We start from the raw sequence: 19851 nt of genomic DNA, 5'->3' as shown, positions 1-19851 counted from the left end.
CAGAAGGACCATGTTGTTTCCCGCAACAGCGAGATCACTTGAAATGCGATCGATTGTTGAGCAGGTGTTCTTAGAGCTTGCCCCGGAGGCCAATGCAAAACATATCGGCTTCCATTTTCGCATAGATCCGTCGTTGCGTGGACTAATTAGCCATGACGATAGTCATTGCATAGGGGAGATTCTGCGCCGCCTCCTGTCCAATGCTATTCGCTTCACGGTGCGTGGTCGAGTTGCGCTCCACGTAACTCGTGTATCAAGCGACATTTTTCCAAAATCCGTCGTTCGATTTATTGTCATTGACTCCGGTACGGGCATGTCGCCTCAAGCCCGGTCTACGATATCCGATCGTCTAGCTGCTCAGGGCACAGTGATCGACAAAGAAAGCGGGTTAGATCGCTGCCGGGAACTATGCTCAACTCTTGAATGCGAGTTATCTGCTTATAGCAGACTCGGGGTTGGAAGCGCCTTTGTGTTCCAGCCATCGCTTCGTTTTGAAAAGAACGGAAATAGAAGAATTGGGCCCCTAATTGGTCGGAAAATTATGCTTCTTTCGTCAGTCCCCGACTGGCTTTACGACATAGAGAACGTTCTACTCGGATGGGGTTGCCGAGTCTTGGCGGCATCAAGTCCTCTAGAACTGTTGGCGCGTCGCGATGACTCAGCCGGAGGAGTTCTGCTTGTCTATGATGAGTCTTATGGCGCGTGGAATGAGAGCGATGAAAGCCTCTTAATGGCAAGTCATACGATTCGTGTCATGCGGCGCCCCCCCTCAAAAGTAAAAGTTCACGACGGGCTTTGGGAGATTGGCTGCTACGAGTCTGAGACTCTCCTCAAAATTCTTACCGGTCTACAAATCTGATCCAATGCTGGTTAGTAATGAATCGGATAACTTTGGTTGGTTTCGTTGGCGCATGCGAGGCACTCGTAGATCGCTATGCAGCAGCGAAGTGGTGAACTGCGTGGCAGGTCATCGACGATTCGGCACAACGAACAGTTGTACGGTGTAAACCGCCGACCGTATAAAAAAATGGGCAACTCACGATTCAAGAGGTATCGCCGAAATGAACAAGTTCGTTGATTTTGTCGCCCTTCTAGGAGGGCGCGCCACCGAGCGGCCAGCAATTGGGCTGGGGCAATTGTGGCTGCGCTCGTCATTTGGCCAAGCTTTGCTTGTTGACATCCCGCTCTTGAATGCTGTTGGGAATAAGTTGGCGGCGCTGCGCGTGGCCAGCTATTGCACATTAAGCGACATGGGAGACCCCGATCCTACGGTAAGGTCCGGCGATCCGGTTCCTCTAACGTCGACGCTGCGACATGAGAGCGGCGGTCAATATTTCATTCGATTGATAAGTAAAAGAGCGTTGCTCAAAGACAATTTGTATCTGCGCGTAACCCTGGACGACGATGGACAGAGAGTTCAGCGCGAATATCGTCATCGCTTGCGCGGAAGCCCAACGCCGCGGCGCGATCCCCCTATTATATCTGCCCCCTCCTTGAGCAAGGCTGCCCCAGCGTTGCCCGTGGCGGCAGCATCCAGCATTAAGTTGAATGGTACAGCAGGTGCTATCGCGACGAACCTAGGCCTAGGGAGCGACGAAGACGCATACGCAACGTACGAATGGCTAGAGAAAGAAATAGCTCAGCTTCAGCATGCGCTCGATCATCTAAGACAGGCAGCATGCCGCCAGAAGCAGACTCTCGCCGACCAAGCTGAAAAGGCAACGCTTCATCGCACCTTGGTACGCCGAATTGATGCACAAACACGAGAGATGGCACTCCTTATGGAAAAACTCCAGCCAGCGATGCGCGGCTCCAGAACATGACTGAAACTCAGAAGACGCTTTCTCGGGAGTTGACTGGCCAGCATTAACTGACGCAGGCACGAAGTTGATTTACCGGGCAAGTCGCAAATTGGGTTGAGGTCTCTGGATCAAAATCGCTTCGGGCGCAGGCGGTCTGTAGTCAAGGCATTGTGTGGTCGTCGGGTGCTGTAGTGCTAGCGCCATTGCTCGATGGCAATCTGGGCTCCGCGCAGGGTGTAGAAGATATCCCTGTTGGGCAGTTCATCGCGAAAGTTGCCATTACCGTAGCCGCTCCTCCAAGGACTACTGTGGCACGAAGTAGAGCGCGTGGGTACCGACGGCGGCAAGCCGGTTCTTTGGCAATTGGCCGAACCGATCCTGGCCATGCCCAACTTCATATCGCGCAACTCACGTCTCGCCGATCTGACCATCCATAGCGGCTTTCCCGCTCATCGGTTCGACGAGCAACTCCTAAGCGAGACAAAGCCACCTCATCTCGCACTCAACTCCCCTTGCATAAAATATCGGATAGTCAATGGGTCGTACTTGAAGGCCAGGTAACAATGCATTCTGAGGCGCGCCGAAATGACTGTGTTTAGGGCCAGTCCTATAGATGTGCTCGTACCACCAAAGCATACTTCGCTTAAATATTTCTTAGCGAAGCATCGAGTGCTGATGTAACTGTTTTCAAGATCATCAGATATCGACTGGGTGATTTGCCCGTAAGTCGCGACCAAGCCAAAGAAACTCACCCTGGCCGTAATTCAGGAGATTTCTTGGCATTCATGACCTGCCGCCGGAACCGCAATCGATGAGAGCATTACGAAGCCATGACACGCCTGTGAATGGCTTTACGCTGATCGAAATGATGGTGACGCTTTCCGTTATTGTCATTCTCACTCTCGTCGCCATTCCCAGTTTTCATACATTTCTGCAGAACGTGCGCCGTGACAGCATCGTCGATGGATTGGTCACATCACTGCACTACGCGCGCAATCAAGCACTCAGCTTCAATCAACCCACTAGCCTATGCGCCGGCACTTCGGGCACGGGTTGCACTGACGGTAGTTGGGTTGACGGCTGGCAAGTCGTCACCATTCCCGCAGGCGCATCCACCGTTACACTCGCCAGCCACGCACTAGTCCCCACCATGTCGGTGCCTAACCTCCGCACCGTAAAGGGCAGCACCTCCCTTCAGTTTACCGGCCAAGGCTTAGTGAAAAATATGACAACCGCCGGCTATGAGTTGATTGTGGTTTGCGATGCGCGCGGTGCCACCGGTGCGCGAGCAGTTCTCGTCAATCGCATGGGCTACATTCAAGCGTCGCCCAAGTCTGGGATTGCACCCAACGGTGACGCTCTCACCTGCCCTACCTGAACCCATGAACACAAATAGATTCAACCAAGGCTTCGGTCTGATCGAAGTACTGGTCGCAGTGCTGGTCCTATCGATCGGAATGCTCGGCGTGGCCGGAACATTGTTGGCCGTTTCACGCAGCGCAAGCTCCAGCTACGCCAGGCAACAGGCGATTACGCGTGCATACGACATTGTGGACCGCATGCGCGCGAATGCAGCCACTGCCAACAATCCGACCTCGTCGAATCCGTACATCGCCGCACTGACCCCACCCAGCGGCGCACCCTCGCCTGACTGCACCGCGTCGGCCTGCACCGCCCAACAAATGGCAGCGTTCGATCTCTGGCAATGGAAAACTTCGTTGCAAACCAGCCTTCCCAGCGGCCTCGGTTCTGTAGCCATCAGCCAGGGGACTAATAGCACCACAACGATTACCGTCAACATCTCGTGGAACGACCAGCCAGCGCAGGCAACCTTTGCCGGTACCAAGACGACGTCTCCCGCCAACGCCACCTATACCATCGTTACCGCACTATGAAGCCAGATCTCGCGAAGGCACGGCAGGCTGGCTTCGGTCTGATCGAACTGATGCTCGCCATGATGTTAGGACTGATCGTGTCTGCCGGTGCCATCGTCATTTTTGTGGCTCAACGTCAGGTATATAGCAATGCGTCGTCGCAGGCCTTGATCCAGAATGCGGACAACGCGTTATCTGCCATCATCACACCGGTGATCCGGGGAGCTGGTTTTCTCGGATGCGGCGCCCTGGGGGGTACAAGTGCAACTGCTTATGTCGCAAACCCGAGAACGCCACTCACCTATGACACCAGCAGCGCGGTGCAAGGTTATGAGGCATCGATCGTACCCCCGCAAATCATCACAGGTGCGAACAACGACACCACGGCCAGCCACTGGACTCCCAGCCTGGATGCATCTTTTGCGTCGAGCGGGGTATCCCAAGGCAGTGACGTCTTGGTGCTCATTGGTGCGCAATCGGATGCGTCACCCGTCGGCGTCACCGCCTTCAACACGGGCTCACTGAGTGTCAATGACATCAGCACGCTGCCGGCGGCACCTCAGATGATCGCCGTTTCAGACTGCAGCAAAAACGCCATCTTCATGGCCACGGCGATCAACTCTGGCAGCAACACGGTTTCATTCACCACCGGACCCAATGGCGCACTGATATTTGCTTCGGGTTCACAACTCGTTCCGATCCAGCAGACTGCGCTCTTCATCGCCAAGGGCGATGGCAGTCAGAATGCGCTTTGGCAAGGCATCATGACCGGCAATCCATCAAGCGCATCGTGGGACATGGCCGAGGTGATCCCGGGCGTCAGCAATATGCAGGTACGGTATGGCATCGGCAACGCAGGCCAAGCCACGCGCTATGTCAACGCCAGCCAGGTCCCAAGTCTCGGCGGCTGGGGGGCAGTTACCAGCATCAAACTGGGCTTCCTGATCGAAGGAAATCTGGGTTCTGCACAAATACCCAATGGCCCGATGAATTATACGCTGTTCGACAAGACATTCAGCGTGCCAGCCGACTCCCGTCTGCGTCACACCTTCTTCATGACCGTCAACACGCGGAATACCACGCTATGAATGCCGTTCCTGCCTGCCCCGACCGATACCGGCAGCAAGGCATCGTACTTCCGGTCGTGCTGGTCATGCTGCTGATGCTGATCATCGCCTCGTTGGTCATCACCGAGCAGATCAAGACACAAACCCGCATTGCCAGCAATGCTGCAGTCAACCAGATCGCTATGCAAGCCGCGGAAGCGGCGCTTCGCAATACGACCAATCAGCTGCTGGCAGGCACGATTCTGACGGACCCCGGCGCATATCAGTCAGCGCCCACTCCCTATACGGCGACCGGCCAATATCTGTTCGATGCCACGCAATACATCGGCACCATGCTGCCTTGGCAAAACCCCAAGGCCTGGGCAGCACTTCCATCCACCCTGGAAGTGTGCTCCAACACGACCGTCAAGGAATGCAAGTTCATGGTCGAGAAGCTGCCATCCGTGCGCCCCCCCGGCTATAGCACTGATGTCAGCGTGTTCCGCATCACCGCAAGAGTGGTCGGCCCTGACGGACAGAGCGTTGTGATGTTGCAGACCCAACTACAGAAGCGCTGATATGACGGACTACTCAAGCATGCGCAAGCCATCTCGCCAAGCTGTTCGCTCGTGGCATCTCGCTTCAAGCAGCGTCTTGGCTACGCTGCTGATCGGCGGCATGAGCCTGCCGGTGGAAACTGCAGGCGCGGCCCCCGCACCGCCATCCCTTGCGATTTCACAGGTGCCGCTGACCGTCGTGCAACCCACGCATCCGCAGGTATTGATCGCCATCGGTAACTCCGAATCAATGGATGGCAACCTGTCGGGCGCGATCATGACGGGCTCGGGCTCGCTGGGGAGCGACGTCGCGACGCTGACGAACTCCAGCTCGTTGATCAACTTCACCATTCCCGCGGGATTTACTCCTCCGCTCAACGCTGGATCGGCTGGCAGCGCCCCTTACACCGTCAGCAGCGGCGGCACGCTTTACGACAACAGTCCCAGCCGTCTGAACGTGGCAAAGGCGAGCATCCAGGCAGTCATCAATCAATACATACCCAGTACTGACTTCGGTCTGATGGCATACGCGACGACCGGCACATCGCTGTATACAACATGGGTGTACCACATGTCGGCGACAGGCGGCTTCACCTTTACCAATACCGTGCCCGCCAACGTGCGATACGTCGCCAACCCGTGCTTCAATTACACGTCGGCCTCGACAACAGTCCAGGCCAATTGCGGAAGCATCGCCGGCACGCTGTTCGATGCGACCACGCTGTCCAACAGTCATTACATGATCATCTCGGCTTCGAGCGATGATCCCAATATCAATGACGTGCTATACGCGCCAAACGTTTTCCCAAGCGTGTCCGTCACCTATGGAACCCGCACGCCCACCAATCCTTATACGTACTACTCCCTGGCCCAGTACAACAGCGGCTCTGTCCTTTCGACATACGCAAGCGCCTTGCCGACCAACGGGATCCGCTCGACAACCCCGACCAATGCCGGTTATGTCCCCTTCTCCGATCAGGTCATGTATGTCCAGCGAGGTTTCGGCTATGGCGCGCTCGATGCTGTAACCGGCGGTGCCGGCAGGATCGTCACCTCGGGCGGAAGCGCCATTGTCACCGCAGGACAGACACCGACTGCAGCCAGCGTTGCCGCCGCGATCGGCTCTTTCAGCGCCGCGCTGGCCCCCGAGACAAATAACCCCAACTCCAGCGAGATCAAAGCACTGGCGGGGCAATCCGCACTGGCTGGTTTGCTTACCAGCGCCGGAACGACACTTGCCAGCAGCCTCCCCGCCATTGGCCAGAACTGTACGCCCCCCAAGCAATACGTCGTGTTGATTACCGATGGTCTGCCAACCGAGGACCTGGCAGGTAAATTTTGGCCGCCGGTAGGCAGTGACGCCGCAGCCGGCTATGGCATGACGGCCACGTTCAACGCGGATGGCTCGCTCAATACCGGCGCCACCAACGACCAGGCGCTGATCGATACCATCGTCAGTATCAAAGCCCTGAACGCTGCTGGCGTCGCAACGTACGTCGTCGGCCTTGGCGCGGGCGTCGACCCCACCAAGAACCCTCAGGCCGCGGCCACACTGACCGCCATGTCGATAGCGGGCGGTACTGACGCAGCCGCGGCCCAAATCACCGGCGGCACTCGCTATTTCCCCGCAACTGATCCAGGGACGCTAGTGGCCGACCTGCAGAACATCCTGGCCAATATCGCCAGCCAAAGCTCGTCGTCCAGCGCGGCCGCCGCAAACTCCACCAGCCTCAATACCAGTTCGCAGGTCTATCAGGCCACCTTCGTGCCCGGCAGCATAGCCGACAATGCCTGGACCGGCGACCTGAAGGCATATGCCATCGACACCTCTGCCACCATCAGTAGCACCGCCCGCTGGAGCGCGCGGCAGCAACTGGACAGCATGGGCATGGCGGGCCGTCATATCGCGACCTGGGACCCCTACTACCAGTCATCGTCTTCCAGTCCAGTCGTGCCGACGGCGGTCGGTTTCAGCCTGAGCAATCTCTCGGCGAACCTGCAGACGGCATTGGCGAAAAACGGCAACAACGCCACGGATATACTCAACTACATTCGCGGCGATCACTCGCGGGAACAGTCAAATGGTGGCCCACTGCGCAACCGTACGCACCTGCTAGGCGATATCGTGGACAGTGCCCCCGTTTTCGTAGGCCCCGCCGGCGGCCCCTACCCTGATGCTTCCTACGCAACGTTCGCGAGCAGCAGCACTGTGAAGGGCCGCCGCAGCATGTTGTACTTCGGCGCGAACGACGGCATGTTGCATGGTGTCGACGCATCCAGCGGCCAAGAAGTGATGGGATATATTCCCTACGGCGGCACCGGTGGCGTCTTTTCCAATCTCTACGAACTAGCCGACCCCTATTACCTCTCGCATCATCTGTTCTTCGTGGATGGCTCCCCGCAAGTTGCGGATGTGCTGCTTTCCTCAGATGGCAAATGGCATACCTTGTTGGTAGGTGGTGAAAATGCCGGTGGCCGCAGCATCTACGCTCTCGATGTCACCAATCCCAATAGCTTCACGACCGACAATGCCGTGGCCAGTTCGGTGCTATGGGAGCTTACCGACACGGACATGGGACTGAGTTACAGCACGCCCGTTGTGGTTCGCTCCAATGCCGTAGCCGTGACAGACGCCAGCAACTCCAGCCTGGTCAAAGGCTTCGCCGTGCTGTTCGGTAATGGCTACAACAGCGCCAGAAGCACTCCGTTTTTCTACGCGGTAAATGCAACGACGGGCGCCGTATTGGCCAAGATCGATTTGTGCGCAGCCGTGTCCGGCGCCTGCAACAGTTCACAGCCCAATGGGCTTTCGAGCATTGCCGCGGCCAATTCCAGCGGCGTTGCGGGAGTCCCCCAGGACATGGCTTACGCTGGCGATTTGCAGGGCAACCTGTGGACCATCAACATGAGCAACAGCAATCCCGCCAACTGGACGGTCACCTTGCTGTTCCAGGCTCGCGACAGCGCCAACAACGCGCAGCCGATCACCACCGCACCGGCCCTAACACCCAATCCTAACTTCCCGCAGCAGCTCGGAATCATGGCCTTCGTGGGCACCGGCGCGCTGCTGACGCAGGCTGACTTGACTAATACCGATGTTCAGACCATCTACGGCGTATGGGACAATACGAGCAGCCTGAGCAGCTATCCGGCCGGCACCGCACCAACACTACCCTATACCCGCGCCAATCTGGCGCAGCAAACTGTGAGTGTGGTGACTGCCAATTTCTCCGGCACCAACGTCAACGCGCTCACGTTGACCAATAATCCGGTCAACCTAACCTATGCCCCGCTCACGGTCAGCAATCCCGCGCCGCCACCGACCACACTCACAGTGACACCAAAAGAAGGCTGGTATTTCGACCTGTCGCCGATAGGCAACGGCACCCGGTCGTTCACCCCGCTGTCGATAGATGGGGGCGGCGTCAAGCTCAACACCAATACCCCACCAGCCAGCGCCTGCGCACAACCCTATTCGTACTTCATGAATGTGAATTTCCGCACGGGTGGACCGATGCCTACGGCATCGATCGGCTTGCCAAATGGAGGCACCGGAATCGGAAGTGCCACGGTCAACGGTGCACCCACCGTGCTTGCCGGCGTTCTGGCCTCCGACGGCTACAGCTCGCAACCTGCAAGCATGCAGTCGGCCTCGGGCACTGACGTCAACGTTATCAGCACGGCTAAAGGTCTGAAGACGGTCTCTACGCTGGGCTTCCAGCCAGCGCGTGTCGGTTGGTGGCAAGTTCAATGAAGATGAGACATATGAAATGGCGCGTTATTTTCTGCTTCTATGCTTCATCTCAGCTTGACTGCGGCCACGATCTCACGCTCAGTATCAGTCGTGATTCAGCAGGTGCATGATGAGCGCCCGTAGCCGCGTCGCCGGGGCGCACTTACACACTTCCATTTTTGGCTTTGCTTAAACGACGGCATCGCCGCCTGCATGTCAAACAAGCGCTGACACTGTTTCTTTCCCCAAAGAACGTTCGTTGATCGCCCTATACGCACAGCAACCCGACCTCCTTCAACGATAGCAAAACGTCATGCCAATGAATTCCACGCCCAAGACAGCTGCCGGCTTTAGCCTGATCGAACTGATGATTACGATTGCTATCCTCGCCATTCTTTGCACGTGGGCGATGAGCAGCTATACACGCTACATCCAGCGCAGCCGCCGGACTGATGCCACAGCGGCACTCTCAATGACTCAAGGCATCCTTGAACGCTGCTATGCGCAGACTTTTGACTATAGCCAAGTAACTGCAACGGGCAACGGCTGCGGGACACTTTCCATGTCAGACAATTTATCGCCCAACAAGTACTACAACGTCGCCATCACTTTCAGCGGTACGCCAGGTACACCTCAGCACGACTACACGCTCACCGCCACCTATGCACCGAACTCGCCACAGGCAAACGATACCCAATGTGCCGAGTTCATCGTGTCCAGCGCGACCCACCAAGCCTTTGACGAAGACGGTACCGACCAGACGGCCAACTGCTGGTCGCAATAAGGTCAGATTCCACTTCGGCTGAATGGAACCTCTGCAGAAAAATCTGATTACCATGGCGCCAGAGGAAACTGTTTGATCATTTGAAGGCTCGTTTCGGCTTTGCGTGCTGATCTCATTCCACTGGTTGCAAATTGGCTCGCCTTTATGCTGTGGCCTAAAGTTTGACTCAATCGTCGGTGTCTCGATGTCTACGGTCCACGCCTGAAGCTCATGAACGGAACTGCTGCGGATCCCCCTGGCAAAAATAGGGCTGTGTTCTCAGATGGCTGCAGCAGTATGGAAGCAACGGTCAATCAGTGGCCTCAGGTAGCGTCCCGGGGAAGCCAGTTCCTTGGAGAGCAAGCCAAGGCCTCCGATATGCTACCTCACGCCCCTTTTGTGAGACCGTCTAGGGACAATTTGATTTGGCATCTCGTTAGGTGATTCGCCAGCATCAGCTACGCCACCAGTTGCTTGCCATAGCACTCCGCCATCAGCACCGAACGTAATGGTGGGGCAGCGAATTGTGCGAGAATATGCTTATGAACTATTCCAGCAAACTATCAAGGTCTGCCATCGACGAACTGGATCGTCGCTTGAAGGAGGAGCTGACCAACCTTGAGCGAGCGGCGGAGCTTCGCTTGGCCGAGCAGCAAGATCCACAGTTGCGCGCTAAACACGAGTTTGACCAATTGCGACGCGAGTATGGAATTGACGTGGCCGACGTACTGGGTTTCTTTCCCGAGGATGAAGCGGTCGCATATTTGCAGAGCCTAATGGAGCCACATGGCCCTGGTATGCTCCCCGGTTCCGTAGACACCTGATAGTGTTTATTGGGCTGCCCCGAAATTTATGACACCGACCAGCCTCACTTTGAGGCCTTCTCAAAGACCTCGGGACTGATGCCGCCGAGATGACTGTGGCGGCGGGCTCAATTATAGAAGATCTCGATGTAGTCAAAGACATCAGCGCGGGCCAAATCACGGGTTTTGGATGCGCTCCTTCTTCAGGCTGCTGAAGAACGATTCGGCCATCGCACTATTCCAGCAGTTGCCGTGTCGACTCATGCTCGGCTGCAAGTCATGTGCGCGACAGAAGCGTTGCCAGTCATCGTATAGTCAGCTGGTAACCAAGAGCACAATGCGATGGCCATTGAAAGCAAAGTGTTTGAGACAGCGATACTGCCAGGCATCCGTTCGGCTCTTGTGGAAGGAAAAAGAGGACCCGGAAGCAGGCAGTTGTCGATGATTGATCCTCCCGTTCAGCTCGTCCCGCACCGCCCCCACTTGCCGATACCTTAAAAAAAAGCTGCCACACCTATCGCACCACTGCCTAGGTGTTGTGCGATAGGTGGGCAGCCGGGTCTAGCAACTACATGTAACACAGGCAATTCAACTGGAATAACTCAGGATCAAATCGCTGCAATGCCAGAATTGCGCATGTGCCTGGAGAAAGCTATCGGACACCACCCATTTTCAGTAAATATCACCCAGATTAGCGCTCCTTCGATTTTAGAAGACCTGTGAAGGCGGTGGGTATTGATCTCAATGCAGAACGATTCACGGCTTGAACTGAGCGTCGACATCAATAAGCCGGCGGCGCCGCCAGATTGAGCAAAAGAAGCCCTAGGTTGTCCAAGGAAGGGAGAGGGATCAGCTTAAGGGCATCTTTGTTTCAACAGGCTAGCAGGCTGAAACGATCTCGCCTACCAGTGCTAGTCATGGGCTTCTGCTGGCGTACTCATCACCGCCGAAGCCCTGCTGACCGTTGCCTACCACCGTCATGAGCATCCCTGTACGTGCAGAAATCACTCGGACGCGATGATGACCCGTGTCAGAAAAATAAACGTCGCCTTGCTTGTCGATCGCAGGATTTCCCGTCGGTGCATCAAGCCGGGCTTTCGTAGCAGGGCATGAGTTCTCGCAGTCGAGCCACCCACCCCCGGCGATGGTGGAAATGATCCCGGTGGTTCCATCGACCTTGCGGATGCGGTTATTAAAGGTGTCCGTGATATACAGATTGCCAGCATGATCCACCACAACGCCTCGAGGCTCATGCAACTTCGCCTTGCGGGCATCTCCACCGTCACCGCTATAACCCTGTTCACCAGTGCCAGCAACAATACCGGCGCGGCCTGTGGTCAGCTCAATCTTCGTAACGCTGTTGCCGGCGGTCACCCACAATTGATTCGCCTCATCCACAGTCACACCGGATGGCGGATCATTGAACGTGGCAACGGTATTCAGGGTTTCCGCGATGGCATCTAATTTCCGAATGCGTTTGTTGAACGTGTCGGCGATATACACATTTCCGTGCGCGTCAGCCGTGAGCGACTCAGGAGCATTCAAATCGGCCTTTCTGGCGTCGTCACCGTCACCGGAAAAAGAGCCCGGCCCCAAACCACGGCCGGCTACAGTGCGAATTTTGCCAGTCGAGAGATCGATCTGACGCACTCGATTACCTTCGTTTTCTGCGATATAGAGATGCCCAAGTAAGTCAGTGGCCACGCCATATGGCCACTGGAGGCTGGCGGATGACCCCTGGATGTTGTCTACGCTAAACCAGTCGCCCCCCGTACCTGCAACCGTCCTGATGGCACCACTGATCGCGTCAACCCTACGGACACGGAGATTCGCCATATCCACGATATAGACGTTCCCCGCATCGTCTAAAGCAACACCCGTTGGCGAATCCAGCATCACACGCGACGCGTGCCTCAGTGGAGCCAAGACATGCTCACCATCGGTACCGGCCGCCCCCTTTTGGAGAATCAGAGCAGCCATTAGAGGCGTGCCCACTGCTAATGCCGCCACGGCCAGACAACGGTAGAAATGTCGGGTACGAGACGCGGTGTTCATAACGTAGGGCAACTCAGCGTGCCTCGCGAATATCTGCGCAATTCGATCTGTGAGTCGGAGCGGTGCTCAGAGTGTTCCGCTCCAACCAGCGGTCACTCAGCATGATGAACATACAAACCAGTCGACAACCGGAGCCTTACGAAGCCCAAGATCCATCCCTATAGAAGGCAGCGCATTCGTAGGAAGGCTTGGGCTGAAAGAGTGTTTCATTCCAGCATCGAACCGCGCCTATAGATATCAGACATTTCTTAGAGTGCCCTCTTTGTATGAGCCGGGCACATGGTGAACAGGTGTTCGGAGGGCACCGTTGCTAGCTAGTAGCCTGCAACGGCGGCGGTGTGTGGTGGCATTTCCGTTGCGCCTATCTAGCCGTCCAAACGGCAATTATGGCCACTCGCAGCATGCATTGGGAGGGACAACAGTTATGCATCACGCACCGTAGATCGAGGCTGCTTTAGCAAATCCCAAGACATTGGTCGGCGACTAGGTCTGGCTACGTCATGGGGTACCCTCCATCAGCCTTCCTAGGCAGTAGTTCCACTGACAAAGCGCAATAGCCTACGCAATTATACGGACTCGATTCCCGGTAGAAATGCTGTGGCAATTTCCGGCCGCCGTCGGCTAACGTGCTATGAGAAGTGGCCTCGGAAATTCGGATAGGTGGTTAAGGTGAGCTACTTGGCCTGAGTTGGTCATAGCGAAAAGGAACTCAAGGATGACCAAACGCAGTCGCCAGGCGCATAGCCTAGCTTTGAAAGCCAAGGTAGAAGACCAGGCCGGCGACGGTACTGCTTCAACGAACCCTCCTACAAACTTGAGGACTGCCACTATGTCATCCATGCGATCACGAATGCTTCCGCTGATAGCCACGATGGTTACGGCGGGTTGTGCGTCTACCCCGTTTATCGACCAGATGCAACCGGAAGCCGTCGCCTTGGCAACGCGCCGTGGCCAGTTCGAATTGAATTGCCCAGCGGCTACAGGGCAAATGCTATCGCGAGAAACGATTGAGCCAATCGCACAATCGTTTCGTTTTAACGGCACGGAGCGCGCCGAATACACCATTGGCGTCTCAGGTTGCAATCAGCGCATGACCTACGTAGTGATCTGCCCTATAGGTGGTTCTGGCTGCTTCCCAGCAGCAGGGCGACAGGAAGTCATGCACTAGTCCTATTCGCGTATTGATTGAGGCTCTCGCGAAAGAAACGTGTGACCACGATACTGCTGCTTCTGACCAAAAATGGACTGCCCCGGGATTGACGGCACCCACCAGCCTCACAGTGAGGCCTTCTCAAAGGCCTCGGGACTGATGCCGCCGAGGTGGCTGTGGCGGCGGGTTCGATTGTAGAAGACCTCGATGTAGTCGAAGACGTCCGCACGGGCCAAATCGCGGGTTTTGTACACGCGCTTGCGGATGCGCTCCTTTTTCAGGCTGCTGAAGAACGATTCGGCCACGGCATTATCCCAGCAGTTGCCGCGCCGGCTCATGCTCGGTTGCAGACCGTGGGCACGGCAGAAACGTTGCCAGTCATCACTACCGTACTGTGAGCCTTGGTCGGAGTGTACGATCACCGCTTTCGTGGGTTTGCGCCGCCAGATCGCCATCAGCAACGCGTCCAGCCCCCCTTCGCGGGCCAGCGTCGGCTTCATCGACCAACCGATGACCTTGCGCGAATGCAGATCGATGACGACCGCCAGATAAAGCCAACCCTGCCAGGTGCGTAGATAGGTGATGTCGGTGACCCAGGCCTGGTCGGGCTGATCGACGGTGAACTGCCGCTGCAGGCGATTGGGAGCGATGAGTGACGGACGTCCGACGATACGACGAGGCGCCTTGTAGCCGCGAATTGCCTTGATCTTCTGGGCATGCATGATCTTCTCCACGCGATGCTTGCCACATACCTCGCCAGCCTCGCGCAAATCGCCAAGCACGCGCCGCGCACCGTAGACACCACCACTGGCATCGTACGAATCGCGAATCAGTCCAAGCAAGCGCCGATCCTCAATGGCGCGATCGGACTCCGGCTTGTCCAGCCACTGATAGAAGCCACCGCGTGTCACCTCCAGCATTCGACACATCGGAGCCACGCGAAACACATGGCGGTGGTCGTTGATGAAGCGGTACTTCACTCGGGTTCTTTGGCGAAGTACCGTGCGGCCTTTTTTAAAATGTCGCGCTCCTCTTCCACGCGACGCAGCTGGGCGCGCAGGCGAAGAATTTCGCTCTTCGCCTCTGTCAGTTCAGTGGCCTGCTGTTCGGACTTGTCGGGTTTTACCGCTTTGACCCATTGATACAGGCTGTGGGTCGAAACACCAAGACGGGCGGCCACTTCGGCGACCGAGTGGCCGCGGCCGACCACTTGTCGGACCGCTTCTTCTTTGAATTCCGGGGTAAACCGCTGACTGCTCATGGGCCTTCCTCCTATGCTCAAATCATAGGCTGGAAGTGCCGTCATCTCCGGGGCAGTCCAAAACTGACCCATGGAAGGAAGCCGGAGAAGGTTCTCCAACTGTAGATAAGTCTAGATGCCTGCAGAAGGACTTCACTCTGGCATCGCTACCGATGTTCCACAGGTAACCGATCTCCCCGTAGAAGCTCACTTCGGGCATCAGCGTCATACCCACCTCCTTTCGCCCGCGCTGTAATCACTTCCGCTGCAACATGTCGGGGAACTTCTGCAGGCTAGTCGCGGACGGCGTACTGGCGGGGTGTTGATCGCCCCCCGAAGGATAGCCTGTAAACCAAGCCAAGCGAGGGGCATGACAGACTGGGTGGCAACGCTTCGAATGATGCGATCACTGCGGCCACAGCGTGCCCTTCGATGTTTTCCGCACATTTTGCGAGCGCGTACGCGTTGGCTGTGGCGCTACTGATCGATCCGCTTCGATCGACTAAGGTATCGTTTCTGTATATCGCCCAGCCCGTCATTGTCTTGATTACATGGTATTCGGTAGGGCGAGACATAAGATGACTCTGCTGAGGTGTTGTCCACACGATGGCCGCTTTCATGGATGGCAGGCGCGAACCGCATCGAGCATATCGCGCAATACGCACACGATGGACTGCCGGCCAACGACTTGTATATGGTCGGCGACATCGGAGGACTGATGGAAGTCCTTGCCAAGTGCCGCTCACAGCTGGGCATACACGCCAAAAATCTTCCTGGCGAAGCCGAACTCGTCAAACTCTTAGGCGATGCGAGCATCCCCCCCCCCAACACGCCAGCCCCGTACCAGCGTAGCTGCGCTCAGACAATGGACAGGAGATGATGCGAAAGAATTACGTCGCTGGCTTGCAGCCTTCGATGCTCAGACGCTTTACTTCGCGCCGGGTAGCCCAGGCACTGAAGCTGTTCCAAATACCTAAGCCTCCTCACAAACTCAGGCGGCCAGCGGCTCAACGCGCAAAAAATGCTCGACTGACATTGGATGGCCAAGAGCAAATCCCTGCACTAGTACGCGTGACGACCTAATTCGTTTGAGCCAAGCGAGGTCCTCTTGGTCCTGAATTCCCTCCAGTACGGTATCCATGTTCAATTGCTCCGCTAGGGAAATAATGCAGAGAATCAAGTCCGCCTTCCTCTGATCGGCTTTTACACCTTGCGTGAAGTATCCTGGTATCTTAATTTCATGAGCATCGAAATCTATCAGCCGACGGAGTCCCGCCGAACCCGTTCCAAAGTCATCGATGGATATACGAAACCCACGCCTGCGAAAGTTATCAAGCGCGAGAAGAAATTCCTCGGCTGGCTGATCGAGCGCATCCTCTAAAACCTCAATCACAACCTGCTGAGGCGATATACCATGATTGGCGGACATGCGCCTCAACTGATCCAGAACAGACGGGTCAACAATACATCCCGGCGTCAAGTTGATAGAAACCGTGAGCTGTTTTCCTTGATTTCTTTGCCATGATGCGACGGCATCAGTCGCCTGTGACATCATCTCCACAGTTAGATGCCGCATTAGTCCCAGCTCTGCGACGGCTGGTAGAAAATCCCCAGGAGGCACAATCCTGCCGTCGTGAATGCGCCACCGAGCAAGTGCTTCTACGCCTATCAATCGCCCACACAATGTGAACTTGGGTTGAAAGTAGGCAACTAAGCGCCCCTCCCCCAAGATGCTAGTGAGGCATGCAGACATATCGGACGAATAAGCGTTCATTAAAAACCTCAACGGACACTGTGTTGTAAGCTTGCCGCCGATATCTCAGGCGACGTGATCCAAGACACAGATTTCCGCTGCGCTCTCTCGAACCTTGTTATTGCCTGCGCAAGTATCTCTATGTGAGCGATGATAGCCATAGAATTTGGCCTAAATCGGTCCTTTTTTCCAACCCGACTCATCGCCCGGCGGGATCGATAATGATGAGCTCAGGATTCAAAACGACTTGGAACATTTGGATGCATATGAATCCTTGAGGCATCCTCGCTGATTCGATCCAGCTGGAAGTAGAGCCTCCGCCCAAAGAAGCTCTATATGAAGAAGCCGAAGTTTATCGAAGGACAAATCGTCCGAATCTTCAAAGAGTTCGATGCAGACGAAAAGATGATGGAGACCTGTCGCAAGCATGACATCAGCGAACCGACCTAACTACGCCTGGAAGAGCAGATACGCCAACATAGAGGCGACACAATTTCATCAGCTGGACGTGTGCATGGGATTTGGTGTGGCCACATCACTCGGTCAGGCAACAACTGCTGAAACTGTTTATGCTGGGCGCCCTCTCTTATCGGCAGCGTTTCCGCAGCCCGGACAGTGGCGCGGCACGGGAGCGGCTCTATTGTCTGCTGCGAGCCTGCTGTGTTCATGTCGAGCACCTGCGTGAGCCGTTCGATGGCGCCCTGGAATTTGACGAAACAACCTCCGGCGGCGCTCGAAAAGGCAAACGCCGCTGGGCGCGGTGGGCAAGGCGATCGCGTTCGGGATCATCAAGCGCAACGGCGAGGTCTAGGCGATGCCAATCCCGGCTCATGACAGGGTGTCGGTCATGCAACAGATCGACGCTCAGACCCGCGAAGGCGCGCTGTACTACACCGACGAATAGCAAGCCTGCGCAACGTTGAAGCTACACGACGGACACGTGATGATTCGCAAAGAGAAGGGACCGCCCGTCGGACACGATCACAACAACGGCATCGAAGGCTTCCGGAGCAATGCCAAGAACTGGCTGTATCCCTAATCAAACAGAGCATGGCCGGCAATCAATCTGACGCACGGATGCCCCTCAGCAAGATTTCTGCTTGTACCTGACCGGGGATGGCTCGTTCATCGGCAGCACGTCCTTCAAGGGTTTCGCGCAGGGATACTGAGCCGTAGAGCCACGCACGCCAATACCGCGATGCGCCACGCTCGAAAATTTGACAGAACACCTCAATAGGTTCGTTCTGGTCATCTATGAGGGTAAAGTTCAATTCCATAGACAGTTTTCCGATGAACAGGCCATCGGCCTCCTGATACGGGCGGTTACCGACATGCCGACAGGGGCGGATGCACCTCGCCTTTCGGTAGGCGCTTTGGATCGAACTTGCCATAGCGATCACGTGATATCGCGCGGCACCGGCGATATTTGGCCTCCACGTTCCAGATCGCTCCTTGTGCTCAAGCAGGCTTGCTGCCTAGTAGCTTGTCGGCCAACGCTCCGAGCGAACTCAAATCCAGACCACTCTGTCCTTGAGCAGGCACCTCACCCTTCGGTGTCAAGTGATCGACGACATGGGGTAACACCTGTGAAAGCTGGCCTAGCAACTGGTTCGGGTCGACGCCCACTTTGCCTGCGGCCTCCTGGATGACCGAACCCAGACCGCCCTTCTGCAACGCCTGACCCAGTTGCCTACTGGACACCGCCTTGTTAGCGCCGATGCTGACCCACGACTGCACTGCTTTGCCCAGGCCCTGCTGTTGCAACATGGCCACGAGGCCCTGCAATCCACCCGCCCTTTCAATCAGTCCACCAGCTACCGATATCAACGAGGCACCGATGGCTTGACTGCTCTGACTAGCATTGAGCGGATCATTAGGAAGTGACATAGCTACATCTCCTCAAGGATGCGATGAAACGGTGGCGGTGGCTCAATGCCTGTACACGGTGAATCTGATGCGACAGAGAAGCGTAACGGGCACTGCCCGCGCAAACGGATAGTCCTGGCGTTCTGCTATTGGGGCCACATGCATCCCCGCTTCATGTCAACAATCCACTTGCGTGGAGGCGTCCTCATCGATGGCGAGCGAAGTGCCTACGCGTGAACTGGGGATGAGCCCTGGTTAGAACGCTATCGCCCAAGGTTCGTACGTTGCCAGTACCAGTACCCTCTGTTGTGAGGCGAAGATGCGGGCGGGTCAGAACCACGCATAACTAACCGAGGCCAGCGCGTCCGAACCTATTTGGGATAGGGCCGCAATCGCGGTAACAGTTCCCAGCCGCACACGGCGTCGGCTGTATTCATATCCAACCGTGGACGTGCGGCTTCGAGGCGGTAGTGCATCGCGAAGTACGATGTGCGTGTGATCAAATGACCGCTCAACTAGACCGCAAAAGAGCTACCATCGGGCTTTGCGCGGGGCGTAGACGGTATCGCCGTTGAGCAGTCCGTCGCGGAACTTACCGGCCTATCGGCCCTGGTAATCAGTGACCACCGAAGAAGTGCTGATAGGTTGAGAACGCCGCGATGCACCTGGAAACTCTGACCTGTCTGGCAGGGCCTGGTGCTGCAATTCGATCTGACGCCGAAGAACGCTGGGTATGTGGCCGAGGTAATCCGTGACGCGGCGGCACGCACGGTCGAGGCGCTACGTCGTCTTGAGGGACGCGACGACTAGAATAGTTGTGCGCATTTTGATTCACTCGATATCGCGGCCAAACCCACGGCCTTCTTACAACGTCGTGCGCAGTCACCCCTCTTGCTTCGCAAGCCCGAGCACCCATGCTCCCGCGGTAAAGCCCTTTAAACCGGACACTGAGAGATAATCGCCGTCGTCCATTAACACCGGCACACCTATCATCAGAATTTCTTCGACGAGATAGAGGTTGTAGCCTCTAGTTTCTGTTGACCTACAGCACTCTCTCCGGCGGAGCAAGACGCCTGTACGGACTGCCCGATTTCGACGACGCGCAGCGTCTGAACTACCACCGCACTTTGATGCCGAGCGAGGCCTCCATCGAGGACTTCACCCTGGCATCGCCGCCGATATTCCACAGGTAACCGGCCTCCCCGTAGA

At 56.3% G+C, this 19851-nt stretch carries 14 protein-coding genes and 1 pseudogene; 9 read left to right on the top strand and 6 right to left on the bottom strand.

What is annotated here, in order from left to right; all coding sequences use genetic code 11:
* Positions 1 to 10: 10 nt before the first annotated feature.
* From ABIC75_RS22575 to ABIC75_RS22530, 9 genes are all read left to right on the top strand, one after another.
* Complete coding sequence (locus tag ABIC75_RS22575; RefSeq protein WP_354016148.1) at positions 11 to 859, top strand: sensor histidine kinase; 849 nt, start codon at positions 11 to 13, stop codon at positions 857 to 859.
* A gap of 202 nt (positions 860 to 1061) precedes the next feature.
* A complete protein-coding gene (locus tag ABIC75_RS22570) occupies positions 1062 to 1823 on the top strand; it encodes a hypothetical protein (protein WP_354016147.1) in 762 nt (253 codons plus the stop codon).
* An 820-nt stretch (positions 1824 to 2643) separates the two neighbouring features.
* A complete protein-coding gene (locus ABIC75_RS22560) occupies positions 2644 to 3180 on the top strand; it encodes a GspH/FimT family pseudopilin (RefSeq protein ID WP_354016146.1) in 537 nt (178 codons plus the stop codon).
* Between the two features lie 4 nt (positions 3181 to 3184).
* Complete coding sequence (pilV, locus tag ABIC75_RS22555) at positions 3185 to 3697, top strand: type IV pilus modification protein PilV (protein WP_354016145.1); 513 nt, start codon at positions 3185 to 3187, stop codon at positions 3695 to 3697.
* Positions 3694 to 4764 carry a PilW family protein gene (locus tag ABIC75_RS22550; protein ID WP_354016144.1) on the top strand — a complete coding sequence of 357 codons (1071 nt, stop codon included), beginning with the start codon at positions 3694 to 3696 and terminating at the stop codon, positions 4762 to 4764. The genes pilV and ABIC75_RS22550 overlap by 4 nt, the downstream gene beginning before the upstream one ends.
* A complete protein-coding gene (locus ABIC75_RS22545) occupies positions 4761 to 5300 on the top strand; it encodes a pilus assembly PilX family protein (protein ID WP_354016143.1) in 540 nt (179 codons plus the stop codon). Before ABIC75_RS22550 ends, ABIC75_RS22545 begins: the two co-directional genes overlap by 4 nt.
* A 19-nt stretch (positions 5301 to 5319) precedes the next feature.
* A complete protein-coding gene (locus tag ABIC75_RS22540; RefSeq protein WP_354016142.1) occupies positions 5320 to 9033 on the top strand; it encodes a pilus assembly protein in 3714 nt (1237 codons plus the stop codon).
* Between the two features lie 292 nt (positions 9034 to 9325).
* Positions 9326 to 9796, top strand: coding sequence for a type IV pilin protein (locus ABIC75_RS22535; protein ID WP_354016141.1), 471 nt, complete (start codon positions 9326 to 9328; stop codon positions 9794 to 9796).
* 521 nt (positions 9797 to 10317) lie between these two features.
* Positions 10318 to 10599: a hypothetical protein gene (locus ABIC75_RS22530; protein ID WP_354016140.1), complete on the top strand. Its 282-nt coding sequence runs from the start codon at positions 10318 to 10320 to the stop codon at positions 10597 to 10599.
* Positions 10600 to 10643: 44 nt separating this feature from the next.
* On the opposite strand, the pseudogene ABIC75_RS22525 reads toward ABIC75_RS22530, so the two are convergent.
* The 6 genes and pseudogenes from ABIC75_RS22525 to ABIC75_RS22500 all read right to left on the bottom strand — a co-directional run.
* Positions 10644 to 10887, bottom strand: a pseudogene (locus ABIC75_RS22525) (IS3 family transposase); the annotation flags it as partial.
* A gap of 606 nt (positions 10888 to 11493) precedes the next feature.
* The gene (locus tag ABIC75_RS22520) at positions 11494 to 12558 is read right to left on the bottom strand and encodes a hypothetical protein (RefSeq protein WP_354016139.1); all 1065 of its coding nucleotides are present in this window, start codon (positions 12556 to 12558) and stop codon (positions 11494 to 11496) included.
* A gap of 1350 nt (positions 12559 to 13908) precedes the next feature.
* A protein-coding gene (locus ABIC75_RS22515; protein WP_354016138.1) for an IS3 family transposase occupies positions 13909 to 15044 on the bottom strand; the annotation gives its coding sequence in 2 pieces (ribosomal slippage) (positions 13909 to 14801 and positions 14801 to 15044; 1137 coding nt in all).
* A 970-nt stretch (positions 15045 to 16014) separates the two neighbouring features.
* A complete protein-coding gene (locus ABIC75_RS22510) occupies positions 16015 to 16797 on the bottom strand; it encodes an EAL domain-containing protein (protein ID WP_354016137.1) in 783 nt (260 codons plus the stop codon).
* 1040 nt (positions 16798 to 17837) lie between these two features.
* Positions 17838 to 18053 carry a hypothetical protein gene (locus ABIC75_RS22505; protein ID WP_354016136.1) on the bottom strand — a complete coding sequence of 72 codons (216 nt, stop codon included), beginning with the start codon at positions 18051 to 18053 and terminating at the stop codon, positions 17838 to 17840.
* Positions 18054 to 18234: 181 nt separating this feature from the next.
* Positions 18235 to 18663 carry a YidB family protein gene (locus ABIC75_RS22500; RefSeq protein ID WP_354016135.1) on the bottom strand — a complete coding sequence of 143 codons (429 nt, stop codon included), beginning with the start codon at positions 18661 to 18663 and terminating at the stop codon, positions 18235 to 18237.
* Positions 18664 to 19851 lie beyond the last annotated feature (1188 nt).

It is taken from the genome of Dyella japonica, assembly GCF_040545895.1.
In the GTDB taxonomy this organism is placed as follows: domain Bacteria; phylum Pseudomonadota; class Gammaproteobacteria; order Xanthomonadales; family Rhodanobacteraceae; genus Dyella; species Dyella japonica_D.
The sequence above is the reverse complement of the archived record's forward strand: the minus strand, read 5'-3'. Positions and strand labels throughout refer to the sequence as shown.

What these genes read in the sequence shown, in the direction of transcription:
- ABIC75_RS22540 (WP_354016142.1), top strand. Translation starts at nt 5,320, where the DNA reads ATGCGCAAGCCATCTCGCCAAGCTGTTCGCTCGTGGCATCTCGCTTCA.
- ABIC75_RS22520 (WP_354016139.1), bottom strand. Translation starts at nt 12,558, where the DNA reads ATGGCTGCTCTGATTCTCCAAAAGGGGGCGGCCGGTACCGATGGTGAG.
- ABIC75_RS22530 (WP_354016140.1), top strand. Translation starts at nt 10,318, where the DNA reads ATGAACTATTCCAGCAAACTATCAAGGTCTGCCATCGACGAACTGGAT.
- ABIC75_RS22510 (WP_354016137.1), bottom strand. Translation starts at nt 16,797, where the DNA reads ATGAACGCTTATTCGTCCGATATGTCTGCATGCCTCACTAGCATCTTG.
- ABIC75_RS22500 (WP_354016135.1), bottom strand. Translation starts at nt 18,663, where the DNA reads ATGTCACTTCCTAATGATCCGCTCAATGCTAGTCAGAGCAGTCAAGCC.
- pilV (WP_354016145.1), top strand. Translation starts at nt 3,185, where the DNA reads ATGAACACAAATAGATTCAACCAAGGCTTCGGTCTGATCGAAGTACTG.
- ABIC75_RS22535 (WP_354016141.1), top strand. Translation starts at nt 9,326, where the DNA reads ATGCCAATGAATTCCACGCCCAAGACAGCTGCCGGCTTTAGCCTGATC.
- ABIC75_RS22505 (WP_354016136.1), bottom strand. Translation starts at nt 18,053, where the DNA reads ATGGAATTGAACTTTACCCTCATAGATGACCAGAACGAACCTATTGAG.
- ABIC75_RS22550 (WP_354016144.1), top strand. Translation starts at nt 3,694, where the DNA reads ATGAAGCCAGATCTCGCGAAGGCACGGCAGGCTGGCTTCGGTCTGATC.
- ABIC75_RS22545 (WP_354016143.1), top strand. Translation starts at nt 4,761, where the DNA reads ATGAATGCCGTTCCTGCCTGCCCCGACCGATACCGGCAGCAAGGCATC.
- ABIC75_RS22570 (WP_354016147.1), top strand. Translation starts at nt 1,062, where the DNA reads ATGAACAAGTTCGTTGATTTTGTCGCCCTTCTAGGAGGGCGCGCCACC.
- ABIC75_RS22575 (WP_354016148.1), top strand. Translation starts at nt 11, where the DNA reads ATGTTGTTTCCCGCAACAGCGAGATCACTTGAAATGCGATCGATTGTT.